An 18,543-nucleotide genomic window follows, 5' to 3' on the forward strand; every position below is an offset into this window, starting at 1 on the left:
GGCTCACCGAGGTCTCACGGCGGGGTCGAGGAGACCTCAGAGGTCCAGGTCGGAGCGGCCGAAGCGGTCGCGCAGGAAACGGCCCTGGTCGCGCAGGGACTGCTCGTCGCCCCGGTGTACGGCCTGGGCCACCTCGTGCAGCTTGGCGTCCAGCAGGTCGAGCTGGACCAGAAGCTCCTCGTGGGCGCTGTGCTCGCGGTCGGCGCTCCGGGTGAGGGCGTAGGTGCGGGGCAGGTTGGCGTAGGACTCCAGGCTGGTGGGAAGGTAGGCGCGGATCGTCTGCGAGACGATGTGCAGGTGGTCGGGGGAGGTGGTCAGCACCTCGGCCCGGCTCAGCACGCCGCCGAGCACGTCGGCCAGGTCGCGGAGCCTGGCCCGCACGTCCTCGGGGAACCGCTGGGAGCCGTCGACCTTGCGCAGCAGCGCGTCGAGGTCCGCGCGGAGCGCGCTGGTCTCGACCTCGGCGTGGGAGACGGCCAGCCTGATCCTGTCCGGCGGGGCCAGCAGCGCGCCGACGCCGTACAGCCCGACGACCACCACCGGCCAGAACGCGCCGGCCAGGCCGAGGAAGTGCGCGCCGAACCCCACCAGCGCCAGTACGCAGCCGGCGATGTTCTTGGTGGAGCCGAGATATCTCAGCACCCGGTCAGCGATCACGGTGACTCCCGCCGCCTGGGGGAGGCCGGCGACCCGGTCCCTCCGGAGGTTCGTGTGGCGATTACTGGTAACCACGGATCTCCTTGAACGCCGCGGCCAGTGACCCGGTGCGGGCGTCGAAGACGGCGCCGCGGGTCAGCGTGGCGATCTTTTTCATCTCGTCCACGTCGCTCTCGCCGAACAGCACGACGAACGTCCGGACCTTCTGCTGCGCCTCGGGCAACGTCCGACGGAACGCCTCGAAGTCCTCGTAGGAGGAGCCGTCGGTGTTCTCGCCGTCGGTCATCAGCACGACGGAGGTGTAGTGGCCGTCGCCGCCCGTGGCGGCTTCCCGGTAGGCGGCCCGGAGCCCGTCGTAGATCGCGGTCCCGCCGCTCGCCTGGAGCTGCTCGGCGTAGGCCTTGATCTGCGCCAGGACCGGCTCCGGGTCCCGCTCGGGAAGCACGAAGGGTTCCGGCTGCCCGGCGGAGTCGTTGAACGGGATCAGCACGACGTTCTCGCGGTTGCGGAAACGGGAGAACGTGCCGGATGCCGAGGTGTCGGCGCCGGTGAGCGTGACCAGTGCCCGCCGCAGCGCGTCGATCCGCTCGCCCTGCATCGACCCCGAGGTGTCGAGCACGAACAGCGCCCGGGCCGGGACGCGCACCTCGTCCAGGTAGGCGGTGATCAGCCCGTCGGCGGCGGCCCTGCGGTTGGGGAACGGCAGCTCCAGCAGCGGGGCCGAGCCGAACTCGGGGCCCGGACGGACCTCGGGCACGATCGGCCGCCGGTGGGTGGTGGTCATGATCTCCTTCTGCGCGGCGGGCGTGCGCAGCCAGGAGGTCAGCTTGCCGTACAGGTCCTTCTTGTCGGGCTTGGCCGAGGCGAGCAGGGTCAGCGGATAGTCCGCGGTGACCACGCCGTCGCTCGGGTAGATCACCGTCAGGCCCTTCAGCCCGAGCAGCACCGACTCGTAGTTCACGATGCCGTCGACGCCGCCCTCGCGGGTGTAGGCGTCGGCGAGCCAGCCGGACGACCCCGCGGTGAGCCTCTGCGCGGAGAAGAACTCCTTCAGCTTCGGCGTGACCGCGGAGACCTGCTGGGTGCTCAGCGCCTCTCCGGCGTCCGACAGCGCGGCGGCCACGCCGACCAGCGCGGAGAAGCCCGAGTTGGAGGAGGCGGGATTGGTCATGCCGAAGGTGAAACGGCCCTCGCGCGCCGCGGTCGCGATCTGCTCCCAACTCACGGCTCCGCTCTCCCAGCCGAGCTCCCGGGCCTTGGCGGTCTTCAGGCCGAGCAGCACGGGGGAGGCCATGATCTTGGTCTCGGTGGACAGCCGGGCGGACGCGCCGTCGATCAGCGACAGGTAGCGGTTGGAGGAGAACCAGATCGCGTCGTAGGAGCCGTCCGCGCCGCCGCTCGCCACCTGCTCGGCGCCGTCCAGCGTGCCGGTGTAGGAGATCTTGACCTTCACCCCGGAGCGCTGCAACATCGGTTCGAGGTCCTTGACCTCGCTGCCGGCCAGGACCCGGAGCACGTCGGGGCCGTCCTCCGTGCCCGACGCCTCCGAGGAGCACGCCGCCAGGGTGGCCGCGCTCAGCAGCGTCAGGGCGGCCACGGCCAGCCGTACAGCCAGCCGTACGGCCGGCCGGATGCCCCGGCGGACGCCCGCGGGATGGACGGCGCTCACGATGTGGCCTCGCGGTTGGCGCGCTCCAGGTAGGTCTTCGCGTTGTCCAGCTCGACGCTCAGGCTGCTCACGGTGACGGCCATGTTCTCCACGGCCTGCGACCGGAACGAGTCGATCATGTCCATGGTGGCGTAGACGTTGTCGAAGGCCCTGCGCAGAGAGTCCATGTTCACAGTGGTCGAGGCCGCCTGCGTCTGGATGGCGCCCGCCTGGGTGCGGAGCATCTCGCTGGTGGCCAGGATCAGGTCGCCGGTCGTGGCGTTCAGCGCGGTGATCTGATCAAGCACCAGTTTCTGGTTGGCCAGGGCCTGGGCCACGGTCACCGCGGTGCGCAGAGCCGAGATCGTCGTGGTGGTGGCCCGGTCCACGCCCTTGCTGAGCTCCAGGTTGTTCTTGCGGACCAGGTCGAGGGCCAGGTAGCCCTGAACGGAGACCGCCAGCTGGGTCAGGATGTCCTGGTGCTTCTGCCGTACGGAGAACAGGGCGTCGGAGCGGAGCGCGGTCGCCTTCTCCGGGTCGGTCGCGTCCAGGACCAGGAGATGGTCCTCTAGGGCGGCGTCGAGCGCGGCGGCCATCACCGCGTACTCCTGCAGGCGGGTCATCGCCTCCCAGAGGTTCGCCTTCTCGCCCTCGATCGCGGCGTTGTCCTTCAGCAGCTCGTCCTGGCCGGACTTCAGCGCCCGGATGATGTCGTCCAGGTGCTTCTGGGCGGACTGGTACTTCGCGAAGTAGTCGCGCAGCCGATCCCCGAACGGGATCAGCCCGAGCAGCTTGCGCGGGCCGCTCGCCGCCTGCTTCGGGTCGAGGTCCACCACGGTACGGCGCAGTGCCACCAACTGGCCCGCCACCCGGACCTGAGCGTCGGCGCCCTCTCCCTTGGCCGAGGCCAGGGCCGCCACCGGACGCTTCAGCATCCGGTTGGCCACCTGCGAGGCGGAGCGGATCTCACTGTCGCCCATCGAGGAGATGTCGTGCACCTTGCGGGTGAAGTCCGGAACCCGGGGGTCCATCGTGGCCAGCTCCGCGGCGAACTCCTTGGCCTTGGCGGTGAGCTCGGCCTCGCGGCCGTCGGCCAGGGGGAGCATGGTCGCCGCCTTCGAGGTGGACACGGCGGCGACGGGGGCGGGCGGGGTGAGCGTCAGATCGCTCTCGGCCATTGTCAGGACCCTCCTTCGGTCTGAGGGACGGAGCCGCTCTCGTAGAGGCGCTCGATGCTTGTGATGAGCCCCTCCAGGTTTTCGTAGGTGGGCGGCTCGACGACGTCCACCAGGTCACGGGCCACCGGGGCCCGGTGCTTGGCGACCAGGTCGGCGAAGGCCTTGGGGTCGGCGGTGCGGAAGCCGTGCTGCGCGGCGAGGCTCCGCAACTCGGGATCCTCGGTCAGCAGCCGCCCGACCTCGCTCGCCTGGGGGGTGAAGGGGACCAGCGTGTGCTTGCTCAGTACGGTCGGCGCGGGATAGAGCAGCCGCATCGTAGGGAGGATCGAGCCGTCGCCCGCGAACACGTGGGAGAGGTACTGGGCCTCGTAGATCATGACCATCGGCGTCTTGCCCGATCCCATGACCAGGTAGTCGGTGAAGGGAGCCTCGGAGGAGGACTGCGAGTAGCCCTGGTCGAGGAAGATCGGCGCCACCGCCCCGGCCACCTTGGGAATCTGGGCCGTGGTGGTGACCACGTCGTCGCCGTTGGCGACGTAGCCGGCCATCGCCAGATACATCGCCGCGGAGTTGGAGGTCCTGACGTCGGTGGTGGTCATCAGCACCCGCTTGCGCGCCGGGTAGGTGGTGTTGCCGGGCAACCTGTCCCAGCGGGTGCCCTTGGCCACCATGTCCAGGTATTTCTCCATGTCGAATACCTGATAGCCCTGGCCGGAGTCGCGCACCAGCCCGGCTTTAGTCAATATGTCGACAATGGGCTTAAATGTCGCAATCGCCATGGGCGAGTAGAAGGGCGAGAAGGTCTGGGCGACCTTCCGATCCCGCTTGATCTTTTCGGCGGGGAGGCTGGAGGGAAACGCGAACGCGTAGTCGTCGAGCTTGACCTCGGTCGCGATCTGCCGGGATCCGGCGGTGTCCACCTCGACCCGTAGCCCGTGTTTTTCGAACGCCGCGCGCACCCGGGGATCGTCGAAGAACGGCTTCTTCTCCGAACCGATCACGCCTCGCACCGTGACCGGGCCGTCGTCGCCCCCGTTGCCCAGGACGACCGCCACCACGACCACGGCGCCGAGGAGGAGTGCCAGGACGATACCGATGGACCGTTTCACCGCACCCCACTCCCGTAAAAATCTTTCTGCTTGGAATTATGCGAGGGGAGGAAATGGGGTGCGCACCGAAGCCCGGGGTACGCGCCAAAGTTAAACGCCTGTTCATTAATTCGTCATTCGAAATAGGGCGGCCGATGCGATTGAGCTCACGGCCGGGCGAGTGGGGCGCCACGAGTCGTCCGGGAGGCCTCGGGGTCGCCGCACCGGCTCGTCGGCCCGGCGAACTCCCCCTGGCCTCCGAGCCCGTCATTCCTCCGGTGAGACGGGCACCACCATCAGAACGCCGGGCAGTGACTTCACCGCCGAGGTAAGCGCACGGGCGAGGGCCGGATCGGAGAACTTGACGTAGAGGGCATCCGAGAAGGTCCCGTCTGACGCATGCTCCGGGTTGGAGAGTTTCGCGAGTTTCAGGACGTGGCCGGAGTCCTCGAAGTAGATCTTCTCCACTCCTGGCAGGTCCCACAGCCGGGCGACCACGGCCGCCTTCTCCTCCTCGGTGATCGCCCCCGTCGCTCCCGCACGCCTGTTCCGCCGGCACTCGGGCATGGCCGAGAACGTGGGTCCTTCCCCGCACAGAAGGATCCCGGCCTCGGCCCTGCCACCCCAGAAGGTCACCGGACGGCGCCACACACCGGAGACCCCCGGGACCGGTCCCATCTTCTCGGCCACGGCGGGGAAGTCCTCGGCGCGACGGAGCGTGCCACGCAGGGTGTCGCCGAGGAAGGCCTGATCTCGCCCCCAGCTGTCGTCTCCGATCCCCTCGTAGCTCCTGCGCCACCGGTCATACAGTTCCTCACCGCTCCGCACCTCGACCGACATCACCTCTGGCAACGCCCGGAGCATGGTCTCGGCCTCCCGCAGTCGCCCAGCGGCCGTCGCCGCAAGGCCGGGACATTCGGCGGGCGTGCACAGGGACACCTCGAATCCGAGTGACGGGGAGAGCGCGACGTCCGGTGGAGGCTGGGGCTGCCAGGAGCGCTCGTACAGATACCAGCCCCCGCCCGCGGCGAGGCCGAGCACCACCAGCACCGCGGCACAGGCGGCCAGCAACCTGGTGTGCGCCGCCATCCAGGGACCGAGCCTCGGCTCGCGATCGGGACCGTCACCCCCGAAGGACAGCTCCTCTTGCTCCATTCGCCTCACTATGTCGATTTTTAAGTTCCGGTCAAGCTATCGGCCTGCTCGTAATGGTGGGCGCCGTTGCCGATCGTCGTCGATCCCCGCGATATTCGTAACCAGAATGGCGGCGGATCGAAACCCCCGGTAAACGCCTGGCGGGGCGACGGTCGACAACCGGTATCCGATCGAGAATTTCAACCAGGGCTTCAACGACGGCGATTCGTGTGCCGTACCGGCGACATCGGACTCCGGCTCGTCTCTCCTTTCTGAAGCTCCTGAAGCGGTGCCGTCCTATGCCGGGTCCGGCGCGGAGGCCCGTGAGAGGAGATAGTCCGGCCAGCTGCCGTGCCGGCTGATGTCGGTCGCCTCGCCGGTGGCATAGGCCTCGCAGAGGAACCCGTGCGCCGTGCGCCCGCCGTCCAGCCGGACCGTGCCGAGGCTGAGGGGCGGAGCGATCCGGGTCAGCAGGGCGCCGAGTGCGGAGGGGCTCAGACCGTACAGCTCGACCTCGACGGGCACCCCGCCGGTGGTGACGCGGACCAGGCCGGGACGCGCCACCTCACCGCCGTTCAGGGCGTAGAGGCGGTAGAGCGGAGCGGTCAGCGCGGTTCCCAGGGCGGTGGCTCCCAACGCGGTGAGCTCGCCGTGCAGCGGCTGGCCGGAACGGTGCGCGCCGACCACCGCGAGCACCGGCTGCGTGCCCGGGGTGCGGCCGCCAGGTGCGACGGGCTCATCGTTCCACGCGGACGGAGGGCTGGAAGATGCGGCGGACCCGTCGTTCCACGCGGGCGGAGGGCTGGAAGGCGCGGCGGGTCCATCGCTCCGTGCGGACGAGGGGCCGGAATGTGTGGCGAGCTCATCGGTTCGCGCGGACGAGCGGCCGGGAGGCGCGATGGGTCCTCCGGTCAGCGCGTGGAAGGCGGCGGCGGGTCCGGCCAGCAGTTCGTCGGAGCCCGCGGGACCCAGCAGGGTGATGCCGTGCGGCCGGCCGGTCGCCGTCCTCCCCGCGGGTACGGAGATCGCGGCAAGATCGAGCAGGTTGGTGAACGTGGTGTAGTGCCCCAGGACAGCGTTGCGCTCGATCGGGTCCCGGAGCATCTCCGCGACGGTGTAGGTCGTGGGCACGGTCGGAACCGCCAGCACGTCCATCGAGGCCCAGGCCTGCCTGGTCCGCGCGCGCAGCGCCCGCAGCCGGTACAGCCCCTCGAAGGCGTCCACCGCACTGAGGTCGCCACCGTTGCTCAGCACCTTCAGGGTGACCGGATGCACCCGGTCCGGGTTCCGGAAGACGAAGTCGCCGACCGCGGCGACCCTTTCGGCGAGCCACGGCCCGTCGTACAGCAGTCGCCCCGCCGCGAGGAACGGATCGAGATCCACCGGGACCAGCCGATGCCCGAGGCCGGCGAGCCGTCGCACCGCCTCCTCGAAGGCCACCGCCGCAGCGGTGTCGCCGAAGAACTCCGGGCTGTACGGCACCCCGATCCGCAGGGGCCGCGCCGCGGGCGGCACGGGCGAGGGCAGGGGAAGCACGCGAGACCAGGGGTCCGCGGGCTCCTGCCCGGCGATGACGGACAGTACGGCCAGCCCGTCGGCGACCGACCGGGCGAACACGCTGGGGCAGTCCAGCGACGCGCAGGCGGGCACCACGCCGAGCGTGCTGACCAGCCCCCGGCTCGGCTTGACCCCGACGGTGCCGGTGAGCGCGGCGGGCACCCGGCCGGACCCCGCCGTGTCCGTGCCGATGGCGAACGTGACCAGCCCGGCGCCCACCGCCACCGCCGAACCCGAACTGGACCCGCCCGAGATCAGTCCCGGCACCAGCGGCGACTCGCACGCGCCGTACGGGCTGCGGGTGCCGGACAGGCCGGTGGCGAACTGGTCCAGGTTGGTCTTGCCGACGAGCAGGGCACCCGCCTCCAGCAGCCGGTCCACCAGCGGGGCGCTCCGGTCCGGGACGTAGGCGTAGTCCGGGCAGGCGGCGGTGGTGGGCAGCCCGGCCACGTCCACGTTGTCCTTGACCGCGAACGGGACGCCGTAGAGCGATGGACGGGAATTCGGGTCCGGCCACCGCAGGGCCAGGGCGGCCGCGTCGCCGAGGAGGTCCGCGGCCGGTCGCAGGGTGATCCATACGTGGTCGTCGCCCCGGGCCGCGATCCGCCCGAGCACCTCCTCGGCGACGTCCGCGGGGCACGCCGATCCGGTGCGGTATCGATGGGCCAGGCTGTCCAGGTCAAGTGGGGTCATGTGCCTTTCCTGTGTTCGGCGTGCCCGGCGGTTCCCGCTGTGGCACGTGGGCCGCGGCCCCACGGATCCGCCGGCCCGCGACTCGTGTCCACGAGTTCGCGGGACGCGTTTCGCGAGGGCGTGAGGCCGCGGCCCGTGTTCACGACGCGGCGGGGGCTTCTACCGGGGCGGGTTCCGCGACGGTCTGCTCGTCCTTCGCCGGCTCGGCCTTCCTGGGGCCGAGGAAGGCGAAGGCGAGGAGGACCAGCCCGGCGAAGAGGTAACCCAGCGAGACCTGGTCGTTGGCGTTCCACTCGACCCTCTCGCCGTGGATCAGGCCGACGAAGGCCAGCGCCGCACCGGTGAAGGCGTAGCCGGCGGCCCACACGAACGACCGGTCGATGATGAAGGCGGTGATCGAGCCGAGCACCAGCCCGGCCAGTACGGCGCCGCCGCCGAGCAGGGCCGTCCCCTCGTAGACCGTCCCGCTCTGCGCGATGGTGGCGTACCCGACCTCTCTCGCGGTGGTGCCCGCCGCGGCCAGGGCGTTGTCCATGTAGCCCTGTGCCCAGGAGGCGATGTTGGGGATGATGGCCATCACCACGGCCACCGCGTGCGCCTTGGGCACCGACTGGAAGGCCTGGGCGCCGATGAGCAGCCCGATGTAGAGCAGGATCGGCACGATCGCCGGTGCCGGCAGCACCGCGCCGAGCAGCGCGAACATGCCGAGGAAGCAGAACAGCGCGATGACGACGCCGCTGGCCATCGAGTAGCTGGTACGGCCGCCCGCCGACTTCCAGCCCGGGTGGCCGATGTAGACGGCGGGCGGGAACGGCGAGCCGAGCATCGAGCCGACGACCGCGCCCGCACCGTCCGCCAGCAGTACCGACCGCAGGTTGAACGAGTCGCCCGCCGCGGCGGCGCTCTCCACGTTGCTCATGCCCTCGGTGAAGTTGTAGATGCCCAGGGGGATCGCGGTGGCCAGCAGCGGCGAGACCTGACTCAGCCCGTCGAGCAGCCGGTCGATGTTCAGCGACGGCAGGCTCACCGCGATGTTCTCGGCGGCGGCACCGACGTCGGCGGGGTTCATGTAACCGCCCGCCCAGGCGATCGCGGTGCCGACCAGGAGCGCGGCCAGTCCGACGGGGATGTTGCCGGGCAGCTTTAGGTCGGTGAAGAAACCGACCAGGATGATCATGAGCACCGGCAGCGCGATCCAGGCCGCCTCCCACATCTGGGCCGCGGGCCGCATCGAGATGAAGGCGATCGAGATGCCCGCCAGGGTGCCGAGCATGGCGGCCCGCGGGGTGAAGCGGCGGATGTACGGCCCCACGAAGGCGCCGATCAGCACGATGACGCCGATGATGAAGCTCCAGGCCAGCCCCGCCGCCCAGGCCTGCAGGGGGTTCTTGGTGGCCAGGTAGGTGGGCAGCATGATCACGAAGACGACGATGAACATGTGCGGGACGCTGGGGCCGTACGGCATCGCGCACACGTCGTCGCGGCCCTCGCGGCGGGCCAGCCGCCGGGCCAGATAGGTGTAGTACAGGTTGCCGATCAGGAGCTGTATGCCCATGGCCGGGAGGATGACGCCGAAGACGTCCGAGCCGGGCAGGTGCACGACGCCGAGGCAGAGGCCGCTCAGCACCAGCACGTTGACCATCACGTTGAAGGCGAGTCCGAAGAAGGCGTTGGTGTCCCCGCCGACCCACCAGGGCAGTTTGAGTCGAGCGGGACCGGTTGTCGTGGTCATTGGTCAGCTCCGCGCTTCGAGTGCCTTGAGATAGTTTCCGGAGGGGGCGACCCAGCCGAAGATGCCGCCCTGAGCGGCGATCATTTCGAGCCCGTATCGCTGGAACTCGGCGAAGTACGAGCCCACGCAGTCGGACAGCACCAGGCACTCGTAACCCCGGTCGTTCGCCTCGCGAACGGTGGTGTGCACGCACACCTCGGTCGTGACGCCGGTGACGATCAGGCTGCGGATCTCTCCCGCCTGCAGCACCCGCTCCAGGTCGGTGGCGTAGAAGGCGCCCTTGCCCGGCTTGTCGAGGACGAGTTCGCCGTCGGCGGGGGCCAGTTCGTCGATGATGTCGTGGCCGTACTCGCCCCGGATCAGGATCCGTCCCTTGGGACCGGGATCTCCGATGCGCAGTGACGGCGCGCCGCGACCGAGCTTGGCGGGCGGGCAGTCGGACAGGTCGGGCAGATGCCCCTCACGGGTGTGGATGACGGTCATCCCGGCCTGCCGGGTGGCGGCCAGCACCTCCTGGAGCGGCGGGATCACCCGCCGGAGCATGGCCACGTCGTTGCCCAGGGTCTCCCCGAAACCCCCGGGCTCGACGAAGTCCCGTTGCATGTCGATGAGTAGTAGCGCGGTGTGTCGCGGGTCGAATCCGTAGATGTACGGCTCGGCTTCGACGGCAAGCGGATCGGACACGGGTGACTCCGTTCCTCAGGTCCTCCTTTTGTCGATTGTCGACAGAATTATGTCGATCGCCCTTTCCTCTCGTTACACCTGTGTTAGCCGCCGTCACTCCCCGCTTGGTCGCGGTCTGTGCCGGGCCGGTCGGCGCCGGGGCGGGCCGGCCGATGGAGGCGGGTCAGCCGATATAGGTGCGTGCGCCGTGCCGGGAGAGAGCGTCGAGAACGATGGCCGGGTCGCCGGAGGCGATGGCGTCGAAGAGCCGCCGATGCCGCTCCACCCCTTCGGACGGGGCACGCTGCTCGGCCTCCCTGCGCAGGTTCGCGGCCATGTAGAGCTGCAGTTTCAGGATGACCGGCTCGTACGCCATCAGCAGCTGGCGATGGCCCGCCAGCGTGACCAGCGCGAGGTGGAAACGCCGGTGCGCCTCGTTCTCGCTGAGCGGGTCGTCCGCCCGCACCGCGGACGCCATGCCCTCCAGGGCCTGGGCCAGCCCGGTCAGGCTATGTGCGCCGGGAAGGGGCAGTGCGATCTCGACCGCATAGCGCTCCAGCACGTCGCGCAGCCCGAAAAGCTCGTCCACGTCCTCCCGGGACAGCTCGGTGACCCGGACCCCGCGCCGGGGCAGGTGCTCCACCAGGCCCTGCTGCCCGAGCGAACGCAGTGCCTCGCGCAACGGAGCCCGGCTGATGCCGAACCGCTGGGTGAGCTGTTCCTCGATCAGCCGCTCGCCCGGGGCGAGGGCGCCGGAGAGGATCTCGTGACGGAGCCGTCGCACAGAGAGCTCAACGAGGCTGGGGTGTTCCAGCACGTCGTCCGGTTCCACCCGTCCAGCTCCTCTCGCCGTTGGGACAACTCTCTCAGAGATCGTGAGAGTTCCCGTTCCCGGGATGGCGACCCTTGTATGGCGGGTTCCGGCGCGTCGTACGGGCTACGCGGAGGGGCTCACGTGTGGAACCGGCCGTAGCCGCCCCTGAAGAACACCAGCGGCCCGCCGTCGCCGTGGACGCCGAGATCGTGGACCCTGGCGACGACGATGACGTGGTCACCCGCCGGATGCTCCGCCTCGATCGAGCAGTCGATCCAGGCCAGGGCATCACTGATCATCGGGTTGCCGCCGGGGGACTTGGTCCACTCCAGGCCGGCGAACTTGTCGCCGCCCTTGCTCGCGAGCGCCGCGCAGACCGATTGCTGGTGCTCGGCGAGCACGTTGACCGTCTGAGTCCTGGCGGCGCGCAGGCGTGGCCAGCTCGTGCTGGTGTGCGCCACGCAGAAGGCGACCAGCGGCGGGTCCAGCGAGACCGAGGTGAAGGAGTTGGCCGCCAGGCCGCACGGCTCGCCGCTGTCGGGGTCGATGGCGGTGATGGCCACGATGCCGGTGGCGAAGTGGCCGAGAACGGTGCGGAATCGCCGACCGTCCACGGACCGGGCGGAAGACTCGGCATGGAGGTCGGTACGGCTGTCGTCCACGGGCTGGGTGGAGGAGTCGGCACGGGGGCCGGTACGGCTGTCGTCCACGGGCTGGGTGGAGAAGTCGGCATGGGGGCCGGTACGGCTTCCGGCTCCGTCGGGCTGGCCTGGGGGAAGGCCGCTGTGCATGGCGACTCCGTTGACGGTGATGCCGTGCCCGTTCGAGGTGACGTGTGGGTGACCACAGATCTCCGGCGACCGGGCCGCGTGGGTGCCCATGATCGCACCTGCCTCCTCGGTCGTCTCCGGTCGGCCCCCAGGGAGTCCGGTGGACGGTGGGCTCCATCGCCCGGAGTCATGATACCAAGCGCTTGCTACGAACCCGGGGGGCGAAAAGCCGGGAGCGCCGGGAAAGGCGTCGGGCGGTCCGCTCGCCAACCGGTGGCCGCCGGCGTGACGCGAGGTGGTCCCGCCAGGGCGACGTGAGTCTGGAGACGGCGCGGACACGTCTCGTGAGGGTCGGGCCCCATGGCGCGACGCCGTCTTGTGGGGCCGGTCCTATGGCGCGAGTAGGTCTCGTGGGGAGGACGGCCCCATGACGCGGACGCCGTCTTGTGAGGCGGGTTTCCCACGGCGCAGGCGCGTCTCGTGGCGCGGACGCCGTCTTGTGGGGCCGGTCCCATGGCGTGGGCGCGTCTCGTGGGGAGGACGGCCTCATGACGCGGACGCGTCTCGTAAGGAGAGAGGCAACGCGGAGGTGTCTCATGAGGAGAGAGGCGGCGCGGCGCTCGGGGGCGCCGGTCTCATGACGCGGGCGCGACCCACGACGGGGGCGGTCTCATGACGAGAACGCGCCCTGGCGGGCGTGGGGGACCCGCCAGGACGCGTTCCGCCCCGCCGCGGCGGCTCGAGGACCCCGGCGAGGGATGGGGTCCTCGGCCGCTAGTCGCGTGCGGAGTCGGGATGAGGAGAGGCGCGGACCTGGGATTCCAGCCCCTCCTCGATGGGGTCGTCGTCGGACGTCGGCCGCCGGTAGAGATCTGAGATGAGATGCGCGGCCCCGACCGGATCATCGGCCGGGTGGGAGGCCTCCACGCCGTCCTCGTTCCAGATGAAAAGTCCGTCTCTGCACCACACGGTCAGATCGGTCTGCACTGAAAGCACGGACATCCCATTCGCATTGCTCTGGTAGGTGTGAGTGAATCCCTGACGATGCAACGCGTAACGCAGTAAACGCGTTGCCTCGCGGGGGTCGCGCCACGGCAGAAACGGCGTGCCCGCCTGGGCCGACAGCACCGGTCTCCGCCCCATCGCCGACCTTTCGATGGATTTGTACCAACGATTGGATAATGCGGGTCTTGGGAGGTTGGGTCAAGGGGCTGTTCCCCACTAGAACCAGATCGTCTAGTTTTGTTGGCACAAAGGGGACCAAATGGCACGGTCAACGCTGTATCAACTGGTGGCCTCCGATCTTCGGAGGACCATCTACTCCGGTGCGCTCGGACCGGGGGATCAGCTGCCGACCGAAGTGGAGCTCATGCTCACCCATCAGGTGAGCCGCAACACCGTGCGGCTCGCCCTCGGTGAGCTGGTGAACGAGGGTCTGGTCACCCGTACCCCCCGCCGGGGCACCGTGGTCAGGGAGCGCCGCCCGCTGCTCATCCACCCCCAGAGAGAGCTCCAGCCGCAGCCCGAGGAGACCAGGGAGGCCTTCGCCTGGGCCGTCTCCCAGGAGGGGCGCGCACCGAGCCAGAACATCGAGGTGGCGATCGTGCATCCGATCGAGGAGATCGCCAGCAGGCTGGAACTCCAGGATGACGAGCTCGCCGTGGTCCGCCGCAGGCTGAGATTCGTGGACGGCCAGCCGTACAACACCAACGACTCCTATTTCCCGCTGGCGCTGGTCGCCGATTCCGAGATCGCCCGTCCCGGCGACATCATGCGCGGGGCCAACAAGGTTCTCGAGGAACTCGGCCATCCTCAGGTCCGGATGGTCGACGACATCTGGGCGCGGATGCCCAACAGTTCGGAGGCCGAGATGCTCCAACTCGAGCTGGGTACACCGGTCGTCGTCTACGTCCGGGTCGGATACGACGAGAGCGACACCCCCGTGCGGGTCGCGGTGTCGGTCCTTCCCTCGGACAAACACCTGATCAGATACGAGCTGGAAAGCCGTTGACGTCCCCGTGACCGCCCGGACGGGCCGGCCCCATCTCCGCCCGCGCCGCGGGCGAGCATCGGGCCGCGCTCGCCGGGCGGCCGGACGCGGTCCCCTTTCCCCGCTCGCCTCAGGCCCCTAGGCGCATCGCCTAGCCCGGCATGGATGCCGTGCGCCACGGTCCGGCCACGTTCCGTGTCATTTCATGCACCGAGTGCAACGAAGGGATGAATCATGCACTCAACCACCGTCAATCCCACCGTCACGCGCAGGCTCACGCTGCGCAGAGCTACGAACGACGATCTGCGGGGAGTGCTCGCGCTCCTCGCCGAGACCGCCGGATGGCTGAACGGCCGCGGCGTACGTCAGTGGCCCGCGGGAGGCTTCCCCGCCGAGCGCATCAGCCCGCTGATCGAGGAGGGGGTTCTGTATCTGCTGGACGGCGAGAGGGGAGAGGAGGGACCGGCGGCCACCATCGCCCTGGACGGCCACGCGGATCCGGAGTTCTGGGCCGCGGAGGACGCCCCCGGGGCGGCCCTCTACGTTCACAAGCTGTCCGTCGCGCGCGACTACTCCGGCCGCGGTCTGGGGGAGGCGCTGCTCGACTGGGCGGGCCTGAGGGTCCTGACGACGGGCAGGCGCTGGCTCCGGCTTGACTGTTCCAAGGACAACTCGAAACTGCAGGATTACTATCGGGGGCAGCGTTTCGCCCACCTGCGCACGGTCGATCTGCCGCACCGCGCGTCGGGGGCCCTGTTCCAGCGGGCCGGGGGCCTGCGTGGCCGGGCATCCGGGACCGGGCTGCCGTTCGTGGACCGTCGCGGGCTACCCGTGCCGGAGCATGTCTGAACCACGGCGATCCCAGGACAAAGTCATCCGATAGCCTCACTTCATGACCGGATCCTTGCTTGAGGTGATCGCACTTGACGTGCGTGACGCCGTCGCGGCCGAAGAAGGCGGCGCAGACCGTCTGGAGATCGTCGTCGACATGGCGTCCGACGGGCTCACCCCGGCGGTGGAGACGGTCGCGGCGATCTCCAAGGAGTGCGCGCTGCCGCAGATGGTGATGCTGCGCGGCGATGCGTCGTTCCTGGCCACGCCCGAATCGCTGGAGGGCCTGCGGCGCGATGCCAAGGCCCTCTCCGAGGCGGGCGCGGCCGGGTTCGTGTTCGGCTTCCTCGACTCCGCGGGGGCGGTCGACCTGGCCGCCACCGAGGCGCTCATCCACGCGGTGACCCCGCTGCCCTGGACCTTCCACCGGGCGGTGGACCACGCGGCCGACATCCAGGCGGGCTGGCGTGCCGTCCGCCTGCTGCCCAACCTCGCGACCGTGCTCACCTCGGGTGCGCCCAGCGGCGTGACGGAGGGGCTGCGGGTGCTCAAGACCCGCTGCGAGGCCGGCGACGGCCCGCTGATCATGGTGGGTGGCGGCCTGAGGCCGGGTCACGTCCCGCTCCTGATGGAGTACGGCGTGCGGGCCTTCCACGTCGGCAGCGCCGTACGGGCCTCGTGGTCCGACCCGGTCGACGCGCGTCTGGTCCGCGACTGGCGAGCCCTGATCGACTGAGGTGTGGTCGGCCGCCCGGCACCGCGCGGATCTGAGGATCCGAACCGCGGGGGAACGGCGACCCTTGGAAACCTTGCCCCCGGAGCGTCGCGGTCGTGAGGACGACACCGGATAGGGCAGGTCTTCCCGATTCGGGCGTCTCCCCGGACCACGTCTTCCGATCAGGTGTTTCCCAGGGCCAGGTCTGCCCGGCGGAGGGCGGCGGCCATCGTCTTGACCGTGGCGGGCTCGTCCATCACGCCGCCCCCGGCCTCCCGCTGCTCCTGCCAGGCGCGCACCCGGTGGGAATACTCCTCGTACCGGGACAGGTGGAAGGCGTAGACCGCGGCGTAGCGGCTGACCAGGTGCGACGGATGCATGTCCCAGCCCTGGTAGAACCCGTGGCTCAGCGAATGCCCGACCATCCCCGCATGGCGTCGCCACAGGTCCCGCACGACCTGCCCGTCGTCGGAGGCGGGGAAGGCGGCCAGCGAGCCGTCCGACAGCTCCACCCCGGTCCCGGCGAAGGCGGTCTGCATGACGTGCCGGGCGTGGTCGCAGGCCGGGTGGTCCAGCCGCTGCTCGTGCGGGGGCAGGGAGCAGCTCGCCGTGTAGTCGAAGACGCCGAAGTGCGCCGCGGCCAGCCTCCCGTCGAGAAAGGGGACCAGGTCCGCGTCGAGGAACGACACCGTCTGGGTGGCCTCCACCTGGATCTCGAACCTGAGGGTTCCCGCGCCGAGACCCAGGCCCTTCTCCAGCGCCTCCAGGCAGTCGGCGAACTGGCCGAGATAGGCCCTCATCAGCACCTTGGGGAAGGTGACGACAAACCCGTCCGGCAGGGACCCGACGCGTTCGATCACCCCGGTCAGTAACCCGTCGAGGGTCCTGACACTCCGGACCGGATCGCCGTCGGCGAAGGACTTCACCCGCGGTCCCCACCTGCGCGGGAGCATCCCGTTCGCGTGCAGGTCCGCGACCGCCTCGGCGGCGCCGGCGACGTGGCCGTCCTCCTCCTCGGGGCGCAGGCCGTATCCGTCCTCGAAGTCCACCCGAAGGTCCTCGATCGGCTCCCGGGCGAGCTTCGCCGCCACCCTCTCGTGCACGGCACCCACGATGCGCTCGTCCGTCTCGAAGAGCTCCGCCAGGTCGTTCGCGGGCAGGTGCCGCTCGAACAGGTCCAGCGCCGCGCCTCCCCACGCCGTCACCGTCCCGGCGTCGAAGCGGTCGGCCGGGACGTAGACGGTGTGCACCGGCTGCCACTCCACCGCCGCGGCGGGATATCTCGTCTCCTGCTCGCGGTGGGTCTGCTCGAAGCCGGGGATCAGGGCGAGCGGATCGGCGAGCGTGACGCGCATGCTGGTGCTCCTCGTGAACGTGTCGGCCGGCCGTACCCCGGCATTCCGACGACCGGCCAGGCACTCTAACGGCCGGTGCGCGCCGAGGCCAGGCACCCAATGGAGCCGGGGGAGCGCGCGCTACCGGCCGGAGGCGTGCAGCATGGCGGCGAGGCCGACCAGCTTCACGCGTTCGCCGCGGTCGAGGGACTTCGCCAGGGCGGCCTCGGCCGCCTCGATGGCCAGCCAGTGCTCGTAGGTGATGGGCAGCACGCCCCGGGAGGCGAGAACGGTGTCCAGGTCCGCCTGCCGTACCGGCTCACGGCCGGCGAGGTCGGCGAGGAGGGTGCGGACCGTCTCGGCGGCGTCGGACTTGTTGGTGCCGATCACGCCGGTGGGGCCGCGCTTGAGCCAGCCCGCCACGAACTCGCGGTCGCGGCCCTGGATCCGCCCGGCCTCGTTCGGCACGGTCATGGTGGCCTCGGAGAAGGGGACACCGGGCAGCGGCACGCTCCGGTAGCCGACCGAGCGCAGGACCATGCCGACCGGGATGGTCTCGAACTCTCCGGTGCCGACGACCCGGCCCTCGGTCAGCCGGGTGCGTTCGAGCTTGAGCGCCTCCACCCTGCCGTCACCGAGGATCTCCACCGGACGCATCCAGAACCGGACGTCCAGCCGCCGGGGACGGCCCACGGGACCTCGGGCGGCCCAGCTCTGCAGGACCTCGACGTTTCCCCGGACCTGCCGTGAGGCCGCCGTGACGTCCGCCACGCACTCCTCCGGCCGTACGTACACGTCCGCGTTGGCCAGCTCGCCCAGCTCCCGCAGCTCCTTCAGGGTGAACTTGGCGTGCTCGGGCCCCCGGCGGCCGATCATGTGGATGGCCTTGACCTTGCTCTCCGCCAGCCTGGTCAGCACCTCTTCCGGCACGTCGGTGGCGCGCAGCTCCTCCGCGGTCTTGGCGAGGACGCGCACCACGTCCACGGCCACGTTGCCCACGCCGATCACCGCGACCTCGGAACTGTCGAGGACAAAGCGGTCGGCGGGCATGTCGGGATGGCCGCAGTACCAGTTCACGAAGTCGGTGGCGGCCACACTCCCCGGCAGGTCCTCGCCGGGTATGCCCATCCGCCGGTCCACCATCGCGCCGGTGCAGTAGACCACGGCGTCGTAGCAGTCGAGCAGGTCCGCCACGTCGATGTCCTTGCCGAGCTCGACGCCGCCCAGGAACCGGACGTTCGGCAGCTCCAGGACCCCGCGCAGATAGCCCGCGATCGACTTGATCGACGTGTGGTCCGGGGCCACGCCGTACCGCACCAGCCCGTAGGGCGTGGGCAGCCGCTCCAGCACGTCCACCTCGACGTCGCCGGAGGCCTGTTTCATCAGCGCCTCGGCCGTGTAGATCCCGGCAGGCCCCGATCCCACAATCGCGACTCGGAGTGACACATCGCCTCCTCGGCGTTGGATGTCATGAACGCGATTCCCTATTCGATTCTGTACCAACGGGGGCCGCTCGGCCAGGATCGCGCGCCGACGTGATCGAATCGTCCACCGCCGAGGGTCCCGTGCCGTCGTCCGCCAGGCCCGGGAGAGGCCGGCCGCCGCAACCGGTCGAACCTGTCCTGACGGGTCCGTCGAAAGCCCCGGCAGGCTCACGAACAGGGCATGGCCCGGCGATCGCCTCATCAAGGACTTCCAAGGCTTTCTGCGCATTACCGCAGGTCAGGTATACTGCGCGT

At 70.0% G+C, this 18,543-nt stretch carries 16 protein-coding genes; 3 read left to right on the plus strand and 13 right to left on the minus strand.

Features of this window, described 5'->3' with window-relative positions:
• Positions 1 to 36 precede the first annotated feature (36 nt).
• The 11 genes from DKM19_RS08315 to DKM19_RS08365 form a co-directional block, all read right to left on the minus strand.
• Positions 37 to 732: a hypothetical protein gene (locus tag DKM19_RS08315; protein WP_162641363.1), complete on the minus strand. Its 696-nt coding sequence runs from the start codon at positions 730 to 732 to the stop codon at positions 37 to 39.
• Entirely contained in the window at positions 719 to 2,326 is a 1,608-nt protein-coding gene (locus tag DKM19_RS08320; RefSeq protein WP_239514149.1) for a VWA domain-containing protein, read from the minus strand. The genes DKM19_RS08315 and DKM19_RS08320 overlap by 14 nt, the downstream gene beginning before the upstream one ends.
• Positions 2,323 to 3,483 (minus strand): toxic anion resistance protein, encoded by a 1,161-nt coding sequence (locus DKM19_RS08325; RefSeq protein ID WP_110695194.1) that lies wholly within the window; start codon positions 3,481 to 3,483, stop codon positions 2,323 to 2,325. Before DKM19_RS08325 ends, DKM19_RS08320 begins: the two co-directional genes overlap by 4 nt.
• A 2-nt stretch (positions 3,484 to 3,485) precedes the next feature.
• Positions 3,486 to 4,592, minus strand: coding sequence for a hypothetical protein (locus DKM19_RS08330; RefSeq protein WP_110695195.1), 1,107 nt, complete (start codon positions 4,590 to 4,592; stop codon positions 3,486 to 3,488).
• A 246-nt stretch (positions 4,593 to 4,838) separates the two neighbouring features.
• Positions 4,839 to 5,726: a hypothetical protein gene (locus tag DKM19_RS08335; protein ID WP_110695196.1), complete on the minus strand. Its 888-nt coding sequence runs from the start codon at positions 5,724 to 5,726 to the stop codon at positions 4,839 to 4,841.
• A gap of 276 nt (positions 5,727 to 6,002) precedes the next feature.
• The gene (gene atzF, locus DKM19_RS08340) at positions 6,003 to 7,955 is read right to left on the minus strand and encodes an allophanate hydrolase (RefSeq protein ID WP_110695197.1); all 1,953 of its coding nucleotides are present in this window, start codon (positions 7,953 to 7,955) and stop codon (positions 6,003 to 6,005) included.
• Between the two features lie 139 nt (positions 7,956 to 8,094).
• Positions 8,095 to 9,687 carry a regulator gene (locus tag DKM19_RS08345; protein WP_110695198.1) on the minus strand — a complete coding sequence of 531 codons (1,593 nt, stop codon included), beginning with the start codon at positions 9,685 to 9,687 and terminating at the stop codon, positions 8,095 to 8,097.
• 3 nt (positions 9,688 to 9,690) lie between these two features.
• Entirely contained in the window at positions 9,691 to 10,371 is a 681-nt protein-coding gene (locus tag DKM19_RS08350; protein WP_110695199.1) for a cysteine hydrolase family protein, read from the minus strand.
• A 163-nt stretch (positions 10,372 to 10,534) separates the two neighbouring features.
• Positions 10,535 to 11,182, minus strand: coding sequence for a GntR family transcriptional regulator (locus DKM19_RS08355; RefSeq protein ID WP_110695200.1), 648 nt, complete (start codon positions 11,180 to 11,182; stop codon positions 10,535 to 10,537).
• A gap of 119 nt (positions 11,183 to 11,301) precedes the next feature.
• Positions 11,302 to 12,045, minus strand: a complete 744-nt coding sequence (locus DKM19_RS08360; protein ID WP_239514150.1) for a flavin reductase family protein — start codon at positions 12,043 to 12,045, stop codon at positions 11,302 to 11,304.
• Positions 12,046 to 12,708: 663 nt separating this feature from the next.
• Positions 12,709 to 12,930: a hypothetical protein gene (locus DKM19_RS08365; protein WP_162641364.1), complete on the minus strand. Its 222-nt coding sequence runs from the start codon at positions 12,928 to 12,930 to the stop codon at positions 12,709 to 12,711.
• Positions 12,931 to 13,198: 268 nt separating this feature from the next.
• Here DKM19_RS08365 and DKM19_RS08370 point away from each other — a divergent pair, with 268 nt between their 5' ends.
• The 3 genes from DKM19_RS08370 (at position 13,199) to DKM19_RS08380 (ending at position 15,491) form a co-directional block, all read left to right on the plus strand.
• The gene (locus tag DKM19_RS08370) at positions 13,199 to 13,945 is read left to right on the plus strand and encodes a GntR family transcriptional regulator (RefSeq protein WP_110695202.1); all 747 of its coding nucleotides are present in this window, start codon (positions 13,199 to 13,201) and stop codon (positions 13,943 to 13,945) included.
• A gap of 213 nt (positions 13,946 to 14,158) precedes the next feature.
• Positions 14,159 to 14,773 (plus strand): N-acetyltransferase, encoded by a 615-nt coding sequence (locus tag DKM19_RS08375; RefSeq protein ID WP_110695203.1) that lies wholly within the window; start codon positions 14,159 to 14,161, stop codon positions 14,771 to 14,773.
• A gap of 43 nt (positions 14,774 to 14,816) precedes the next feature.
• Entirely contained in the window at positions 14,817 to 15,491 is a 675-nt protein-coding gene (locus DKM19_RS08380) for a copper homeostasis protein CutC (RefSeq protein WP_110695204.1), read from the plus strand.
• A 161-nt stretch (positions 15,492 to 15,652) separates the two neighbouring features.
• On the opposite strand, the gene DKM19_RS08385 is transcribed toward DKM19_RS08380, so the two are convergent.
• A complete protein-coding gene (locus DKM19_RS08385) occupies positions 15,653 to 16,825 on the minus strand; it encodes an aldolase (RefSeq protein ID WP_110695205.1) in 1,173 nt (390 codons plus the stop codon).
• Positions 16,826 to 16,945: 120 nt separating this feature from the next.
• Positions 16,946 to 18,250, minus strand: coding sequence for an FAD-dependent oxidoreductase (locus tag DKM19_RS08390; protein WP_110695206.1), 1,305 nt, complete (start codon positions 18,248 to 18,250; stop codon positions 16,946 to 16,948).
• Positions 18,251 to 18,543: the final 293 nt, after the last annotated feature.

The organism is Streptosporangium sp. 'caverna', assembly GCF_003203775.1.
GTDB classification, from domain to species: Bacteria; Actinomycetota; Actinomycetes; order Streptosporangiales; family Streptosporangiaceae; genus Streptosporangium; species Streptosporangium subroseum.

Bases quoted from the DNA above. Each gene is read 5' to 3' on its own strand.
- DKM19_RS08325 (WP_110695194.1), bottom strand. From the start codon at position 3,483: ATGGCCGAGAGCGATCTGACGCTCACCCCGCCCGCCCCCGTCGCCGCC.
- DKM19_RS08360 (WP_239514150.1), bottom strand. From the start codon at position 12,045: ATGGGCACCCACGCGGCCCGGTCGCCGGAGATCTGTGGTCACCCACAC.
- DKM19_RS08380 (WP_110695204.1), top strand. From the start codon at position 14,817: ATGACCGGATCCTTGCTTGAGGTGATCGCACTTGACGTGCGTGACGCC.
- DKM19_RS08345 (WP_110695198.1), bottom strand. From the start codon at position 9,687: ATGACCACGACAACCGGTCCCGCTCGACTCAAACTGCCCTGGTGGGTC.
- DKM19_RS08385 (WP_110695205.1), bottom strand. From the start codon at position 16,825: ATGCGCGTCACGCTCGCCGATCCGCTCGCCCTGATCCCCGGCTTCGAG.
- DKM19_RS08370 (WP_110695202.1), top strand. From the start codon at position 13,199: ATGGCACGGTCAACGCTGTATCAACTGGTGGCCTCCGATCTTCGGAGG.
- atzF (WP_110695197.1), bottom strand. From the start codon at position 7,955: ATGACCCCACTTGACCTGGACAGCCTGGCCCATCGATACCGCACCGGA.
- DKM19_RS08335 (WP_110695196.1), bottom strand. From the start codon at position 5,726: ATGGAGCAAGAGGAGCTGTCCTTCGGGGGTGACGGTCCCGATCGCGAG.
- DKM19_RS08375 (WP_110695203.1), top strand. From the start codon at position 14,159: ATGCACTCAACCACCGTCAATCCCACCGTCACGCGCAGGCTCACGCTG.